Below are 17,965 nucleotides of genomic sequence, written 5' to 3'. Positions count from 1 at the left end.
AACCTTAGATGAAAAAATTAATTGGTATCAGCTTACTTGGATTATTAGTAGTAATAAGCCCTTATTTTATTGGTCAACAAGCCGAAGATGAAGTAAGAAGCATGTACAGTAAAATATCTAAATCTACTGGCTACGATATAGAGATAAGCCAATACCAGCAAGGTTGGTTCAACTCAAATGCAACCATCATTCTAAAAATACCTATGCCTGTTGAGTACGATACAGGTATTGAATATTTAAGCTTTGTTAGTGAACAAAAAATACAACATGGTCCAATTTTATTTACCTCGAATGGCTTTGGCTTAGGCATTGCCGATATTGAATATCAAGTTAGCCTGCCTAAACAGCTAGCCGATATATTGCCAAGCGAATTACAAGTACCAAAGGACACATTATCTATCGCTTCGCGTTTAGCTTTTAATGGCGATATAGAGTCGAGCACCCATTTAAGGGCTTTCGACTTAACCATAGACAATGCACTATTTTCCGTTAAGGAAGCTCATTTGAACTCCTCGATGACTATGGCTGGAGAAATGGCAATGTCCGGTAATTGGCAGGGCTTTACCATCAGTGAAGATAACACTGAAGTACTTAGCCTAGCCAACTTAGCTATATCGTCAAAGCAAAAGCTAATACGTGGTGAAATCTTTAGCCAAAATGCTTTAAGTACTGGCGAAGTTGTTATTGATATTGAGCAGATGAGCATACATGACTTAACCAGCTCGGCAAAAATTAGTAACCGCAATTCACAAATAAAATTAGTGATCAGCGAACTTGATGATTTACTTTCTATTGATGCTTTATTAAATAGTAAAGAAATAGATATAGATGACCACAAATACACTAACTTTAACTATCAAGTCATTTTATCGAACCTTGATATTGATACTTTCCAACAAATCCAAAAAATCATGATCCAAGCTCAAGAGTTACCTGAGCAGCAACAAGTGGCTTCGTTAATGCAAATACAGTCTTTAGTACCATTAATGATAGCCAAAGATCCTGTATTTAAAATTAAGCAACTAGGTCTAAATACTGACAATGGCGCCATTGCAAGTGCAATGAACTTTCACTTTGACCAAAGCATATACGACCCAAACAATCCATTGAGCTTAGTTATGGCCATCAAAGCTCAAGCCCAAGGTGAAGCACCAAAAGCTTTCTTTGAGGAAATGGGTAGAGTAGATGAGTTGAACGAGTATATCGCGCAAGGTGTATTGATTGAAGAAAATGACAATGTCACTTTCGACTTCAATTTAGCGCAAGGACAGGCTTTGCTTAATGGCATCCCTGTACCTCTAGGCTAGAGATAATGACAGCTAGTTTCGGCTAGCTGTCTTATAGCAAGTTCATTAGGTGATTAAGGTTGAGGTATAATCCAAACGTTATTTTCTAAATCAATTTTGCCATCCATTTGCTGCACGACAACGCGATCGATTATGTCTATTCCTCGGTTTGCCATATCAGTAAAAGTATCTTCTCCATCTTGATCTGGAGTTCTGTCAGGAAAGTTTCGTCGTGTTCTGTGTATCCAATAAGTATCTGATAAATTATCTTGTTTAAATGCAAGCTCCACTCCAGATTTACCTATCATAAACCCTAATAGCCCGCCCCAAGTTGCTGTTGGATTATCTGAATCCCAGCCAGCTAAAGAACCTATTTGAATGGTACGCACAATATCACCTTCACCATAAAACCAACTAACTAAACTTGCCGCAAAATTAATACCTGCTTCAAAAGGGTCTTTATATAAATACCCATCAGCTTGTTCAACTTGATAACGTTGATAAACTTGATCACGAGTTTTTTCCCAGTTATTTTTATCTAAATTTTTGCTATACGATGCTTTTATAAAATCGAACATTTTTGCTGGATAACTATCGTCAGGTAATTGCTTTCTTGCTTGTGTCGCTAGCCACATTGTTTGCTGCTGTATCGGTAATGACTTATCCACAACAGGGGCTAACGCATGCATAGCTACGTAAAACTCTGAAATCCACTGAGCTTCAGCATAAGCAGATGTGCGAATAGGCAAGTGCGCAATCTTTAAAGCTATATCAGGCCTTGCAGGTGCCAAGATGCCAAATATTTCTGTTGTCAGCTGAGCGTCTATCATCATGTACTTATTATTGTTTTCTGGTTCACTCGTTTCAGGTGGTAGCATCCCTTGCGCCATTAATATGCGAGCTTGTTGGTTCGATTCCCACAGGAAATTTTCAACAATAGGTTTTGAGTCAGGAAACTTTTTAAATAGTGGCGCATCAGTTTCAGAATAAATATGAGTAAGCCAACCCTCTCTTATTTGCTGCGCTGTTAATATGCTTGTTTGGTGTTGATCTAATAAGTGGTAATACATATATTCAATGTCAGTATCATCATCAGCTCCCCAAGGCTCTCCTTTATTTACAAAGAAGAAATCTATGGTATTTGCATGGGGAACACCCTCTCCCCAAATGGCTGGAAGATCTTCACTTCCCCAATCATCATCAGTATAAAATGGCATTGTGGCGGGCGTTCCGACTTTATCCATTTCAGTAATTAAACCAGTCCAGTTAGCAATGTTTTGGCCTAACCAAAAACCATAAATTTGCTCTTGGTATGCACTGCGCGAGATAACAACATTTGATTTTTCAACTTCATCAATTTGATGTTTTTCCTGAGTGTTTTCGCTACAAGCAAACACATTAAGGGTGAGCACAACTATGAGGACTAGCTTAATTGACGGCATATATTTACCTAATAATATGATCTTGACGACAACAAATGTAAGCGCTTACACCAATATTGTCAATTCCGCCATTTCTATTAATAAAGTGATTTCATTGTAAATTCAAATAATTAGCTATAACCTTAAATGATAAAAACAACACCAGATAGGTATAGTTAATAAATGTTTAAATATATTCAGGTTATAGTTACCTCGCTTATGCTCACTCTGTTATTTGCTTGTTCTGAAAGTGAAAACACTGAAGTTCAACGTTGGCAACAGCAAGCACAATCAATCAAAATCATTAGAGATGAATGGGGCATTCCTCACGTCTATGGTGAAACCGATGCCGATGCTGTGTTTGGTATGGTTTACGCACAAGCAGAAGATGATTTTAATCGCATTGAAATAAACTATTTAAACGCTATGGGCCGCCTTGCAGAAGCTGAAGGTGAGTCTGCTATATACCAAGATTTAAGGATGAAACTATTTATTGATCCTGAATCTTTAAAACAACAGTTTTTACAAAGCCCTGAGCCGATGCAAAAACTAATGGTGGCCTTTGCTGATGGCTTAAATTACTACCTTTATAAAAACCCGCAAGTAACACCAAAAGTAATTAAACGCTTTGAACCTTGGATGGCACTGTCATTTACTGAAGGCTCTATTGGTGGTGATATTGAACGAGTGAATTTAACCGACTTAGAGAACTTTTATCAGGGCAAAAAACAGCAGAATCTAGCAATGTTAGAACCCTATCCTCATGCAGAGCCTACAGGCTCTAACGGTTTTGCGATAGCACCAACTAATAGTGCAACAGGCAATGCGCTGTTATTAATCAACCCACACACCTCTTTTTATTTTAGAGCCGAAATGCATATGGTGAGCGAAGAAGGCCTTAACGCTTACGGCGCGGTAACTTGGGGTCAGTTCTTTATTTACCAAGGCTTTAATAGTAAAACTGGCTGGATGCATACTTCTAGTGGCGCCGATGCCATTGATTGGTATGAAGAAAGCATAGTTAAAAAAGCAGATGGGCTTTATTATCAATATGGTGATGAGTTAAAGCCGGTAACAGCAAAAATAATTTCAGTACCTTATAAAACAGCTGACGGCATTAAAAATAAAGAGATAACCGCATACTTTACTCATCATGGTCCTATTGTTGCCGGTACAGATAATAAGTGGTTAAGTATCAAATTGATGAACGAACCAGTAAAAGCGCTACAGCAATCCTACTTAAGAACTAAAACTACCGATTATGAAAGCTATAAACAAACTATGCGCTTTCATACTAACTCTTCAAATAATACCGTTTACGCCGACAATAGCGGCAATATTGCCTATTTTCATGGCAACTTCATCCCCAAACGCGACACAAGCTTTAACTGGAATAAGCCTGTTGATGGCAGCAATCCTGCAACTGAGTGGCAAGGATTACATACCATTGAAGAAACTGTGGGTGTATTAAATCCAGCAACTGGCTGGTTACAAAACACCAATAATTGGCCGTATTCAGTGATTGGGGAAACAAGTCCTAAACAAGATGATTTCCCAAGCTACATGGCGACTTTTCCTGAAAACTATCGCGGTATTAATGCCATAAAAGTTCTAAAAAATAAAAAAGATTTTACTATCGATAGCTTAATTGCAGCAGCTTATGATCCTTACTTAGCCGCTTTTGATGCACTGTTACCTATTTTATTTAGTCAATATGAATCTGCAGACGAAGTAACCAAGCTAGCCTTTGCTCCACAAATTTATATGCTAAAAGATTGGGATAAAAACTCAGGTGTGAACAGCATTGCGACTTCTGTTGCTATTTTTTGGGGTAGAGAATTAAGAGAGCAAGCAATAGCAGATAAGGTAGGCTTAGCAAGTTATAAAGAGCGTAACATCAGCTTTGATCAATACATGTTGGAGGTTGCGCAAAAGCATGCATTAACAAGTTTAAAAGTAGCGATTAACAAACTAACTAAAGATTTTGGTAAGTGGGATACACCGTGGGGAGAAATTAATCGTTTTCAGCGTTTAACTGGCGATATAGTACAACCATTTGATGATACTAAACCAAGCCTAGCTGTTGGTTTTGCCTCTTCACGATGGGGCTCTTTAGCAGCCTACGGTCAACGAACATTTAATGGCACTAAAAAATTCTATGGTACGCGTGGCAATAGTTTTGTCGCGGTAGTGGAGTTTGGAGACAAGGTAAAAGCAAAAGCAATTACCGCAGGTGGACAAAGTGGCGACCCACAATCACCTCATTTTAATGACCAAGCAGAGCTTTATGCAAAAGGTCAACTTCGCCCTGTACATTACTATAAAGAAGATGTTGAAAAAGCAGCTACTCGCAGCTATTCACCAGGACAAAAATAAAATCAGAGAGTCAGAGTAACAGCTGATTGGGGGAGAAGTTTCCCTGACTCTCTAATTTATTTTTTAGCGATGACAAACGTCATCGGCAATTTTGCAAGCAACATTAAGCTGCTTATTTTGATTGTCTAATTCATTTGCATATACGCCATCTGTTAAAAGCAGAATGTTTAATGCAATAACTAACAACATAAAAGCGAAAACCTTGGGAAAGGTTTTCTTTTTCTTTCTAAAAATATTTCTCACTGTGACCTCTTGTTATATTTTTATCGGTCATTCAATCCATTGAAATCTATTTTTTATAATTAAAGTTTTTAGTTAAATCACCAACAGCAATTTTAAATTCGCCGTCTTCAACCACTCGCTCTAATGCTGAGTTAACAAAACTTAAATCTTTAGTAGTTAATTCAAACTTTACTGTTTTCGACTGGCCTGGCTTTAATTTTACTTTGCTAAAGCGCTTTAAACGTTTGAAGTCTGGGCTTTCTGATGCGTATAAATCACTTAAGAAAAGTTGTACTGCATGTTCACCAGCTTTATCACCTGTATTTTTAATTTGTACAGATACTGAGATTTTATCATCAGCTGAGTAAGTCGACTTATTAAGGCTTAATTTACTGTAAGTAAAGTTGCTGTAGCTCAACCCAAAACCAAATTTCCACTGTGGCTTATGACCATTAAAACTAACGCCAGAAACATTCAGTTGTTGCACATTGGTTAAAAAGTTGCGGTCATAAGTACTATGATCACCAGTAAATTGAGGGTAACTAAACGGTAATACACCCGATGGGTTATGCTTACCATATAAAGTATCAACAATTGCCTCTGCGCCTTTACTACCAGGGCGGTAAGCTAATAATATAGCTTTCATTGCTGGCTCAATTTCTTTAACAATTCGAGGTCGACCTTGTAACAGCACTAAGATCACAGGTTTACCTGTTAATGCCGCAGCTTTTGCTAACTCAATTTGGTTTTTATCTAAAGTTAAGTCATCTAATGCACCAGGAGACTCAGCATAAGCACCTTCACCAAGAGCCAATACGATATAGTCAACATTCTCAGCCGCTTTAGCTAAACCGTCAGTGTCATAGTTAGCTAAGTTGTCATAGCCAGTAAATGCGAAGCTAGTTACATTGTCAGCGCCAACTTCAGCCTGAAATGCTTCAACCAAGGTTAGTGTTGACTCAGGGTAACGCTCTTCGTTACTTCCTTGCCAAGAATAAGACCAAGAACCGTGTAATGGTCCTAAGTTGTTTGCTCCAGGACCTGCAATCAGAACTTTATCATTTTTAGTTAATGGCAAAATACTTGCTGATGCCTTAGATAAAGTCTCATTCTTAAGCAAAGTCATAGTTGCTCTTGCTGACTCAAGTGCTAAGTCTTGATATTGTTTTTTGCCAAAATTAGCAATTGCTTCTTGTTCTGGATATGGATTATCAAATAAACCTAACTCAAATTTTAATCGTAAGATAATCGCCACAGATTCATTGATTCGTTGCTCTGAAATCTCACCCGATTTAACAAGATCAGTTAAATGTTCAAAGAATGACATTTCATTTGGTACCATGCTCATGTCGATACCAGCATCAATCGCAATTTTTACCGCTTCACGTGGGGTGGCCGCAATACGATGACGAGTATGTAAGCGAATAATGTCTTCCCAATCCGTTACAATTAAACCTTTAAAGCCCATTTTGTCGCGCAGTACATCTTGTAATAAGTGCTTACTAGCATGTACAGGAACACCATTAATTGATGCTGAGTTAATCATAATAGTAGATGAACCAGCATCAACGGCCGCTTGAAATTGTGGAAGGTAGTATTCCCATAAATCTTTATCTGAGATGGTAGCAGGCGTTCTGTCTTTGCCATTATCCGGAGCTGAGTAACCAACAAAATGTTTCATGGTAGAAGCTACAGCAGTTGGTTTATCTAAGCCATCTTGTTCATAGGCCTTAACCATACCAACAGCCATTTGCTCAACGATATATGGGTCTTCGCCAAACGTTTCTTCAAAACGTGACCATAATGGTTGGCGGCCAATATCAAGTACCGGGTCAAAGTTCCAGCGGATGCCAGATGCTCTTGTTTCCATTGCCGTTACTTTCGCTATTTGGTTACTTAACTCAAGATCTAAGCTTGCTGCTAAACCTATATTATGCGGAAATAAAGTAGAGCCGGCAGTGTAGGTAACACCGTGGATAGAATCGATACCGTATAAAATTGGGATCTGATGTTCAGTTGATAATGCTTCATCCTGAATAGCACTGATTAAACTGCCCCATTGCTCGATATTCATCGGCTGGCCAGCGGCATTTAAAATAGAGCCGGCTTTATATTTATGGATAATTTTTTTCAGCTTTTCGGCTTTAACAACAGCTACGCCTTCAGGGCCGGTAACACTTACTTCACGCACATCAAGTTGGGTCATTTGCCCTACTTTTTCTTCAATGCTCATGGACGCAATAAGTTTCTTAATTTTATCTTCTGTAGCTTTATCTGCAGCCAATGCTTGCACCGTAAACAAACACAAAGACAACGTTATCAATTTTAATTTTGTAAACATTAAATTTTACCTAACTGGGGATTATTATTTTTTATGGACGATATATTGAGGTCGATTCACGCAACACTAATTCACAATCAAAACTAATTTGTAAATCTTCATTGCTCTTATCATTAATATAATTCAGCAACATATTAACAGCTTGTTTTGCCTGTGTCGCTATAGGCTGCCTTATTGTAGTTAATGCGGGCCATAAAAACTTTGTCATTGGCGTATCATCAAAACCAACAACAGAGAGATTATTGGGAATATCTAATTTTAACTGAGCAGCAACTTTATAAACCGCGGCCGCCATTTCATCATTACTGGCAAAGATAACTGAAGGCTTATTATCACTTTTTAGTAAACGTCGAGCACAAACTTCACCTGTATCAAATGAGAAACCACCTTGTTCAACCAAGCTTTCATCAAACTCAATTCTCTGGGTAAACAGTGCGTCTTTATAACCTTGAAAGCGGTTTTTACTGGCACTATGACCATCAGTTCCTTTAATAAAACCAATACGTTCATGGCCTAAAGATAATAAGTAGGTGGTCATATCAAATGCAGCACCGTAGTCATTACAAAATACACTTGGTCGTTCAGATTCAATAATGTAAGGCGAAATTCGGGTGTAAGGAATATCATTCTCTTCAAACAAGTTGATAACTTCTGCCATGTCTGAAATTGGCGGAGCAACAACCACACCATCATTTTTAAAGTGCTTAACTAGGTCGGTAATGCGCTCTAAAAAATCGTCATTGCGATGATTACATGGAAAAATATTTAAGCTATAGCCCTGTTTATCACATTCCGCTAAAGCGCCTTTTTGCAAGTCGACTACATAACTAGGACTCGGATCTGAGTAAAGTAAAGTTAGGGTATAAGAGTGTTTTGCGCGCAATCCACTTGCTTGCAAGTTTCTTCGATAACCTGTTGTTTTTAAAGCTTCTTCAACCTTGGCTTTGATTGCAGGGTTTACATTTTCTTTTTTATTTAACACCCGTGATACAGAAGCTATTGATACACCAGCGACACTGGCGACACTTTTTATATTTACTTTTTCCACGACCTAGTCTCAAAACTTAGTTTTATATACCATGAATTTACACACCAGAGCATTGTCTTGTCAACCACTTTAAGAAAACGTTTTCATAACAAGACAACAAACCTAAGAGCTATATATAATATGGAGATTCCTTACTTGTCGTTTAGTTCCTATCTTGCGTAAAAAGAAAAACGTTTACTTAAAATGGCATTTAAATTATCTTATCTTCAGTTTTTACTCATACTAACAATAAAAATAACAATGAGAAAATCATGATATTACGGATAAAGTATTGCTTATTTGCACCTGTACTCATGGGGATAATCTTAATGACAAGTTTTAGCGCTAACGCCAACTTTTCAATAAAAAATAACGATGGCATCATTACCTTAAGTAATGGCCTTGATTTAAGGTTGTCGGTGGCACCAGAGCATGGCGGTGAAATATCAGGCATTCAGGTTAAAAATAATCATCAGTGGCATGAATTAATTCATCGAGGCAACGACTATAGCAAGCAAAAAGGTTGGCGAGGTAAATCCCAGTTATTATGGCCAGCAACAGGGCCAACACTTGCTAACGGATTTGAATTTAAAAATAAAAAACTAGGTAATTATCTACTAGAAAGCAAGCTGTATGACATGCCTTTTCACGGCTTTGCTAAAGACCAAGTTTGGACATTTGAACATCAATTAATTAGTGATGATAAAGCACAAGTTACGCTAAGTATTAGTGATACGGATTTAAGCCGTAAGTTCTACCCTTTTAAATTTAAGCTAAGCGTTACTTACACGCTTTTTACTAGCCACTTTGAGGCAACTTATAAAGTACATGCGGATAAATCAAATACCTTCGCTATGCCCTTTTCAATCGGTAATCATATTACTTTCAAAGCGCCATTAATTGCGGGCGGCAAGTTACAAGACTTTATGTTTGAATCTTTCAGTCAAAAACAATTAGTAAAAGATCAACAAAAGTTCCCTACTGGCGCTGTGATCAATTCTCCTTATTTGGGTAAGAATAAACTAGCCGATTTACCAGAAAGACAATCGGTTTCTTTAACTCAAGAAAACAACAAGCCAAGCATCAAATTAATCGACCCTTCAGGTCTGGTGCTCACCCTTAGCCACCAAGCTTCAAAGTTACCTGAAAACTTAACCATCCAATACAACCTTTGGGCAAGTATTGAGCAAGGGTTTATTTCTCCTGAGCCTTGGGTGGGTAGTCAAAATTCATTAAATTCAGGTTTAGGCCTGATCAAATTAAAACCAAGTGAAAACTGGACTTGGACTTTAGATTTTTCTGTGGAGCAAAATTAAATGCCAAAATATACTAATCAATCTTTTTTCGTAAAAAGAGCCCTCAATACATTATTGGGGATGAGTGCCTTACTATTACCTAGTATACAAACAGTAAGTGCGCAGGCGACTGAAACAACTCCTGCAGAGCAACCTAATATCGTATTCATTATTGCCGATGATTTAGGCCGCCAAGATATCTCTTTGTATGGTAGTACCCTTTATGAAACTCCAAATATAGATAAATTAGCCGAGCAAGGAATGAGCTTTGATAACGCCTATGCAGCACACCCTCGCTGCGTGCCATCAAGAATGAGCCTATTAAGTGGTAAAGCCTCGGCGCGTTTAGGTAGTGAATTAATTAACCGTAAGCACTTTTTACCAGTAGAAGAAGTTACTTTTGCTGAGCACTTTCAACAAGCCGGTTACCGTACTGGCTACATAGGTAAATGGCATTTAGGTAAAACCGCTGAAGCTTGGCCACAAGGCCAAGGTTTTGATGAAAGTTTACTTGCCGGCTCTGCTGGAGCGCCAGACAGTTACTTCTTTCCTTATGGCGCAAGAACAGCTAATGGTAAAGCTACTTTCGGCCACATTAAAGCTGAAAAAGGTGAATATCTTTCAGATAGGCTAACGGCTGAAGCCGAAGGTTTTATCAGCCGTAACGCTAAAAAACCGTTCTTATTAGTATTATCTCATTACGCTGTGCACACCCCATTGCAAGCTAAACAGCAAGATATTGACTATTACAATGACAAGCTAAAGTCGTTAAATATTAAACCGGGCATCAAAAATAATATGCCAGATTTAATTTCTGACCCAGATGGTATATCGCAGTATAAAAGTGAGCAGAACCACCCTGTTTATGCAGCTATGGTGCAAAACTTTGATGAAAGCGTAGCTCGTGTTACTAAAAAATTAGAAGAGCTAGGCTTAGCTGATAATACCATTATTATGCTTACATCTGATCATGGTGGCTTATCGTCACGAGGCCCCAACACGCGCGAATTAGCAACCTCTAACTTACCATACCGTCAAGGCAAAGGCTGGTTATATGAAGGCGGCATTCGAGTGCCATTTATTGTTAAGTGGCCTGGCAAAATTAAGCCGGGTTCTGTGTCACAAACTCAGGTTACTGGCAGTGATCACTTCCCTTCATTACTTGCTATGGCTAACTTACCACTACAACCTACACAACACATTGACGGTGAAAGTTATGTCAAAGCGCTCAAAGGTGAAACCTACCAACGCCCAGCGATGTTTTGGCATTCACCTATAGGCCGTCCGGGCGCTACAGGAGACAGAAATAGCTCGGCCATGATCGAGGGTGATTGGAAATTAATACATTGGTTTGATGATGGTTATTATGAACTGTTTAACCTTGCAAAAGATAAAGGCGAACTAAACAATGTAGCACAGCAAAATCCTGAAAAACTTGCTACTATGCAACAGCAATTAAGTGCTTGGTTAAAAGACGCTAACGCACTGTATCGCAAACCAGGTTCAAAAATGAAATGGGATTTAAGCGCTGATAAAAAGAGTGATCCAAAAGCATCATTTCAGTGGAAGTAAAATATAACAATAAGAATAATTAAGTCGAGTATTTAATGAAAGTAACTGTTAACAAGCTATCTAGCTTATTTGCAACTATTTGTATCGCCATTAGTTTATTAGTAGGCGTAGCGTTTGCACAAAGCAAACCTAATGTATTATTTATCAATGTCGATGATATGAATAATGACCTAGGCGCCTATGGTCACCCGCTAGTACAAAGTCCTAATATTGATAAATTAGCCAAAAAAGGCGTTCTCTTTACTAAAGCTTATAGCCAGTCACCTCTGTGTACACCGAGTCGTTCAAGCTTTATGACCGGTTTGTATCCTGATCAAACGGGTATTATTGCTCATGGCTCACATACTCGTAGTACACCACATTTTCGTGACCATATTCCAAAAGTAACCACTATGGCGCAAATGTTTAAAGAGCAAGGTTATTTTTCTGGCCGTGTAGGTAAAATTTACCATCAAGGGGTGCCAAATCAAATAGGTACTGCAGGGCCAGATGATCCGGCTTCTTGGCATGAAACAGTTAATCCAATAGGTTTAGATAAGTACGTTGAAGACAAAATTATGGCTTACAACGAACGCGCTCTTAAAAAGCAATCATTCGGCGGCGTGTTAAGTTTCTTATCTATTGAGAGTAAAGATGAAGAGCACACTGATGGTAAGGTAGCTACTGCAGCTATTAAAATGCTGAATGAACACCATCCAGATAAAACTGGCAAACCATTCTTTTTAGGTGTTGGTTTTTACCGCCCGCATACGCCGTTTGTTGCCCCTAAAAAATACTTTGATTTATACCCATTAGATAAAATAAAACCGTATATCGCACCAAAGAAAGACTTTTATGATATTCCAGAAATTGCTTTAACTATTCGCCATGGTGAATCGCAGTTAACACTTGAACAACGCAAGCATATTATTCAAGGTTACTACGCGGCAATTTCTTATGTTGATGCACAAATAGGCCGCGTAATAGATGCATTAGATGATGCAGGTTTAGCTGATAATACTATTGTCGTATTTTTATCTGACCATGGGTACGAGCTAGGTCAACATGGCTTATGGCAAAAAGGCAGCTTATTTGAAGGCTCTGCCCGTACGCCATTAATTATTTATGCGCCAAACCGTAAAGGCAATGGCAGCCCAGTTGAGTTTCCGACTGAGCTTGTAGACCTATACCCAACCTTAGCTAATTTAGCCGGCTTGCAAGCACCAGATTACATTCAAGGTGTCGACTTAACCCCAAGCTTAGATGATACATCTGTGGCGGTAAGAACTTCAGCATATTCGGCAATATTAAACCGACTTCGCGGTAAAAATAACAACTTGGCTTATAAAAAAATTCGTGGTCATTCAATTCGCACCGAACGTTATCGCTATACTGAGTGGGGTGGCGGCTTATATGGCGCTGAGCTTTACGATCATCAAAATGACCCTGAAGAGTTAAATAACCTGTCTGAAAAAGTACACCTTGAAAGTACCCGTATTCAAATGAAATGGTTACTTGATGATGCTATTGAGAAAGCCCAAACCCGTATTCGTAGCATTGAATAAATGCTGAACCAGATATAACTTAGATAAAAAAAGAGCTTTCACCTGCAGGTTAAAGCTCTTTTTTATTGAAGTAGTTACCAGATTAACTAATACCAACTCCATTAATTAAGAGATCTACTTTTTCATGAGGAAAAAGGGATAAATACAAGGCATAAAATTTAGTAAGTAGTTATTCTACTTATAAATTTTATAACGCAGTAGTTATTCATTTTAACCATTAAAAATGAGCGGTTAATTAATGGACTTGGTATAAATTAAAGACTGGCGATATGTTGCTCTAGTTGCTGCTGTAACCTTTTTACAATAGCTTGGCTTGTCGCTAATTCTGCAATATTAACCATTTCGTCTGGATCGATATTATGGTCATAAAGCATTCTTGCACTCACTTTGCCGTTTTCATCAAACCACTGAGTATAAAAGTATTGTTCGGTACGAATACTGTCTGCATTTTTATAGCGTAAAAAGATAGCGTCTTTACCTGCTCGCTCTGGCTTGTTAAGTTGCTCTACAAAGCTTGTTCCTTGTAAATGCTTAGGTTTTGGTAAATTAGCAAGTTCAACCAAGGTTGGATAAATATCGACAGACTCTATTAATCCATAAGCACTCTTATTCTTAGCTATTTGGGGCGCCCTAACAATGATAGGAATTTGATTGGCGATATTAAAATTAGAGTGTTTAGCCCATAAACCATGCTCTCCTAAGCTCCAGCCATGGTCACCCCATAAGATTACTATGGTATTTTTATCTAACTCTAACTGTTGTAAATGGGCCAATACATCACCAACGAGCGCATCAGAATAACTTGTTGCAGCAAGGTAGCCATGGATTAAGTCTTTAGCTAAGTCATCCGGCATAGGTTGGTTATCTGCTTTTGGCATATTGAGATAATTCCTTAGCTCATTCCATTGATGCGTAGCCTCTATTGGTGCATCTTTTGCCATCTGTGAGTTTGCCGCTAATATAATATTATTGCGATCATATAAATCCCAATATTTTTTCGGTGCATTAAAAGGTAAATGTGGCTTTCGTAAGCCCATTGCTAAGAAAAATGGCTTACCTCTTTTCTTAGCTTGAGTCAGCTCAAGCATAGCTCGTTTAGCGATTAATCCATTGTCATAAACGTAATCATCAACATCTGCAGACTCATAAGCAGGGCCATGTAACTTAGCTTTTGCAAAGGCTTCTTTCGCGCCAGCGCTTTGGTAACCCGCGCGATGTTTTAGAACCTGCTTTTTAGGTAGTTTTTTACCATAGTGCTTACCCGGACGCCATTCAGGCTGTGACCATGCATCTATACTATCGTGGTAATTATTAAATACTTTACCAAGGCTAACGGTATGATAACCATTGTCTTTAAATGTCTTTGGAATAGATGGTATCCCGGGAGCGTCTTTGCTTGCGGCATTAAATAGTAAGAAGCGATTTTTAGTTGGGTATAAGCCTGTAAGCATGCTGGCACGCGAAGCTCCACAAATGGGTACATTGCTGTATGCCCGATTAAATACCACACCTTGTGCAGCCAATGCATCCATACTCGGAGTAATTGCTGCATTACGAGCGTATGGACCATGTTGCACGCGTAGATCATCAATCATAAGGAACAACACATTAGGTTTTTGTTGGTTAGCTAATATGTTTGAGCTTAACAATACAGACAATAGTATTGCGACTTTAATAAAGGGACTTTTCATTTTTTAATTTACCGTAAGTTATTTTTATTATTAATAAACTAACAATGTAACAGCTACCTACAGGTAGCCGTTTTTAATTACATGAGGATTATTATCTATTCCAAATAGAGCGTGTTCTAATTAACAAGTTCATAAACAACAAACACATGAACCATCCACCCAAGCTTCCCCCGCCGCCACTATTTGAATCAGCGTCTGAATCACTTTTTGTATCACTCTCGCTGTCATTATTTGCAGTAGTTACTTCAACAGCCATAACCGCTTCGACACTTGGATTTATACCGTCGTTAACAGTAACAACAAAGCTATTAATACCAATATCATTACTACTAGGTTTGCCACTAAGTTCACCCTGAGCAGATAAGTTCAACCAAGATGGTCCTGATACCAAGTTAAATGTGAGTACATCCGCATCAATATCAGCAGCTTGCTCAGCAATAGAAGCACTAAATTCTTTATCTTGCTCAACAGTGCCAACAGAGAATGAGTCACTATTCCAAGTTGGCGCGCTATTGATTACTGCAGGGGCTAATACCTCAATGGTAATTTCTGCTTCAACCGGCATATTAATACCATCGCTAGCTGCGACTATAAAAGTGTTTTCACCCAGGTCTGAACTCGATGGGCTACCTTCTAATTTACCGTTAGCATGAACAATTAACCAATCCGGCCCAGTCAATTTACTAATAGTAATATCGTCATTATCTGATACTTTATCGTTAATCCAACTAAGGTATTCTTTATCTACTGTTGCAGTATTTAAGGTAAACTCTGCTAAATACCATACTGGTGCTATATTTTGTAAAGGGCTACCAAAATCATTCACATTTAATGATATTGTTGCTTGAACACTCGTATTTTTACTATCAGTAACACTAACTTGTAAACTGTTTTCGCCAAGGTTTGCGGCTAAAGGTAAGCCGGAAATATTCCCATCCTCGGCAACAAATAACCAATCGGGACCGCTTATTTTAGAGTAAGTAAGGTTATCACCATCACGGTCAAACGTATGTTGTGACAATGCATAACTGTATGACTCATTTACACCAATATCCTCTATGCTAAATTGTTCAGCAAAAAATTCTGGAGCTGTATTTGTTGCGGAAGCCGGGAACATTTTATTCATTAAAATAAAATAAGGTATTAAGGCAATGTTGTCTTTAATAACGGTTTCTGAAAACTCATAACCTTTATTGTTTTGTGAAATCTCGCCATTAGCGATTAATACACCAGGAACCACTGCGCCGGTATGTTTTTCCCAAGGTTGGTGCCATAAAGGAATATCGGCTTGGCCACGCCCTCCAACATACAAGTTACTGGCATAGGTATTATGTCCAGTTAAAAAATCCCAACTTGCACTAGCGAGCGCCTTGCCATCATCACTATCAAGTGCATAAGCAGCATAAGCTGCCTGTAAAGCAAATGTTCCCATAGAGCGTGCCCAACCTTGTTGTATATTAGGTCCGCCCAAATTTTCAGGTATATTGTATGGCGTTACATAGCTAGTCTGCCAATAAGTAATGAATGATGCTAAATCATTAGCAACTTTAGTTTTTAAAGCGCTATCACTTGCTGCATCAATCACTTGATAATAACGCGCTAAATGCACGAATAAGTGACCATTTATTAGGGATGCTCTACGACTAGTAGCTTGTCCTGGCCAATCTGCTCCCCCGCTTTTATATAAACCACCTGAGCTAAGTACAGCTTGGTTGATTTTTACATCGGCATAAGTTTTATATTCACTATTGTTAGTTAATATATACAACTCTATGGCGGCAGCGATTAGATTATGTTGAGAGCCAAAGTAACTATCATTAACACCAACAAAATCAGAATCTTGTGAATTTGCCTTAACCCATGCCCAAGCATCAACAGCCATTTGCTGCGCATTATTAGCCAAAGTAGGATTTGTTGTTGATAATGCTTGAGCAGCAATCGCCAAACTTGCCGCTACTCGAGCAACGCCAGCAGGATCAGTTGTTATACTCCAATAGTAATCATCCCCTGATACTCGTACCTTACCTAATGGCCAGCTAGCATCAGCATTTTGCGTATCGGCTAGCCAATTAATGCCTTCTTCAAGTACAGGAATTAATGCCTGACTTTTCTCAGAGTCATCACTTTCAAGTATTGCTAGTGCGAGATATTGATATATGTTTGCAGTACGATAAATTTTATTATCAATTGAGCTCGCGTCATAATAACCATTGGTTAAAGTGTACTCTTCTCCTTCAAGATAGTCTGGCTCACCTGCATAACCTATTGCAACATCGAGCAAGTCCCCGTCACTGTCAACTTTTTGCATTTTCATATGGCCATCGATAATATCTTGCCAAGATATTGAACCGCCGCGCTCTTTACGAACATAAGCAAAAGCATCATCAACAACACTAAATGATTTAGATTGCCCAGCAATATCAACCTTATAATGCCCTGTTTGCTTTAATGAACTAACATCTGTTGTATAAAAATGTTTACCCCATTTCTCACCCCAATAGGCCATTGTGCCCGACAACGTTTTTGGGCCAGATATAACAAAGCTTGGTGGTGTTTGTGTATCTGATAGGTAAGTTATTTGCTTGGGTACATCGACATGCCAACCATTTTGATTAACGCCAATATTACTAACAGGAGATACAACTGATTCAACAACTCGCCAGTGGGTACTTGTGTCTGTCCCTTTAGGTGCTAGTACCGCTAAACCGTTGTGATGATCTGGTGATTCGTCGGTGTCAGTAGTATACGTTAAGGCCAATCCGGTGCTTTTATTAATAAACTGTACAAAATCAGCATCTACTTTATTGGCAATCCATATTTGGCTATCAGAGCCATCTGCAACCTCGAAAAATACAGTGTGACCTACAGAGCCGTTTTGCGAAGACAGTAAGTTACTCGAAAGGCTTGAAGATATATGGTACTGATTATTGGCAACTTCTATAAATTGCATTCGCATATCATAGTTAGTTTTGTATCTTAAACTACTAAAGCTGATGTTGTTATTTAGATTGCGCCATTGAAAAATATCCTTTTCACCACTGCCACGCATTTCAACAGTGTAATATTTATTACTAGCAAAATTTGCCGCATTAGTTAAAGCGCAATAAACACTAAAAAATCCAATAGTTATAGATTTTATTATTTTAATTTTCATATAGTTACCATAATTATTGGATGTTAGCTTAATCTG

Annotated in this window: 11 protein-coding genes; 5 read left to right on the top strand and 6 right to left on the bottom strand. The window is 38.4% G+C overall.

Features of this window, described 5'->3' with window-relative positions; all coding sequences use genetic code 11:
* Positions 1-8: 8 nt before the first annotated feature.
* A complete protein-coding gene (locus FNN08_RS10195) occupies positions 9-1,307 on the top strand; it encodes a DUF945 family protein (RefSeq protein ID WP_143585414.1) in 1,299 nt (432 codons plus the stop codon).
* Positions 1,308-1,360: 53 nt separating this feature from the next.
* Here the strand turns inward: FNN08_RS10195 and FNN08_RS10190 are convergent, their stop codons facing one another.
* Positions 1,361-2,728, bottom strand: coding sequence for an ADP-ribosylglycohydrolase family protein (locus FNN08_RS10190; RefSeq protein ID WP_143585412.1), 1,368 nt, complete (start codon positions 2,726-2,728; stop codon positions 1,361-1,363).
* A 162-nt stretch (positions 2,729-2,890) separates the two neighbouring features.
* On the opposite strand from FNN08_RS10190, the gene FNN08_RS10185 reads away from it, so the two are divergent.
* On the top strand, positions 2,891-5,083 hold the full coding sequence (locus tag FNN08_RS10185) for a penicillin acylase family protein (RefSeq protein ID WP_143585410.1): 2,193 nt from the start codon (positions 2,891-2,893) through the stop codon (positions 5,081-5,083).
* Between the two features lie 63 nt (positions 5,084-5,146).
* On the opposite strand, the gene FNN08_RS10180 is transcribed toward FNN08_RS10185, so the two are convergent.
* The 3 genes from FNN08_RS10180 to FNN08_RS10170 are packed head-to-tail and all read right to left on the bottom strand — an operon-like array spanning position 5,147 to position 8,694.
* Positions 5,147-5,326: a hypothetical protein gene (locus FNN08_RS10180; RefSeq protein WP_143585408.1), complete on the bottom strand. Its 180-nt coding sequence runs from the start codon at positions 5,324-5,326 to the stop codon at positions 5,147-5,149.
* 46 nt (positions 5,327-5,372) lie between these two features.
* The gene (locus FNN08_RS10175; RefSeq protein ID WP_143585406.1) at positions 5,373-7,646 is read right to left on the bottom strand and encodes a glycoside hydrolase family 3 N-terminal domain-containing protein; all 2,274 of its coding nucleotides are present in this window, start codon (positions 7,644-7,646) and stop codon (positions 5,373-5,375) included.
* A gap of 31 nt (positions 7,647-7,677) precedes the next feature.
* A complete protein-coding gene (locus FNN08_RS10170; protein WP_143585404.1) occupies positions 7,678-8,694 on the bottom strand; it encodes a LacI family DNA-binding transcriptional regulator in 1,017 nt (338 codons plus the stop codon).
* Positions 8,695-9,002: 308 nt separating this feature from the next.
* On the opposite strand from FNN08_RS10170, the gene FNN08_RS10165 reads away from it, so the two are divergent.
* Genes FNN08_RS10165 through FNN08_RS10155 form a run of 3 tightly spaced genes read left to right on the top strand, consistent with a single transcriptional unit; the run spans position 9,003 to position 13,084 of the window.
* Entirely contained in the window at positions 9,003-9,989 is a 987-nt protein-coding gene (locus tag FNN08_RS10165; protein ID WP_185962628.1) for a hypothetical protein, read from the top strand.
* On the top strand, positions 9,990-11,540 hold the full coding sequence (locus FNN08_RS10160) for a sulfatase (protein ID WP_143585400.1): 1,551 nt from the start codon (positions 9,990-9,992) through the stop codon (positions 11,538-11,540).
* A gap of 35 nt (positions 11,541-11,575) precedes the next feature.
* Positions 11,576-13,084 (top strand): sulfatase, encoded by a 1,509-nt coding sequence (locus FNN08_RS10155; RefSeq protein ID WP_143585398.1) that lies wholly within the window; start codon positions 11,576-11,578, stop codon positions 13,082-13,084.
* 254 nt (positions 13,085-13,338) lie between these two features.
* On the opposite strand, the gene FNN08_RS10150 is transcribed toward FNN08_RS10155, so the two are convergent.
* Together FNN08_RS10150 and FNN08_RS10145 are read right to left on the bottom strand one after the other, a co-directional pair.
* A complete protein-coding gene (locus tag FNN08_RS10150) occupies positions 13,339-14,775 on the bottom strand; it encodes a sulfatase (protein WP_143585396.1) in 1,437 nt (478 codons plus the stop codon).
* Positions 14,776-14,866: 91 nt separating this feature from the next.
* The gene (locus FNN08_RS10145) at positions 14,867-17,929 is read right to left on the bottom strand and encodes a putative Ig domain-containing protein (protein ID WP_143585394.1); all 3,063 of its coding nucleotides are present in this window, start codon (positions 17,927-17,929) and stop codon (positions 14,867-14,869) included.
* Positions 17,930-17,965: the final 36 nt, after the last annotated feature.

The sequence above is a fragment of the Thalassomonas sp. M1454 genome, from assembly GCF_007097525.1.
Taxonomy (GTDB): Bacteria; Pseudomonadota; Gammaproteobacteria; order Enterobacterales; family Alteromonadaceae; genus Thalassotalea_A.
This window is presented reverse-complemented; position numbering and strand designations above follow the sequence as displayed.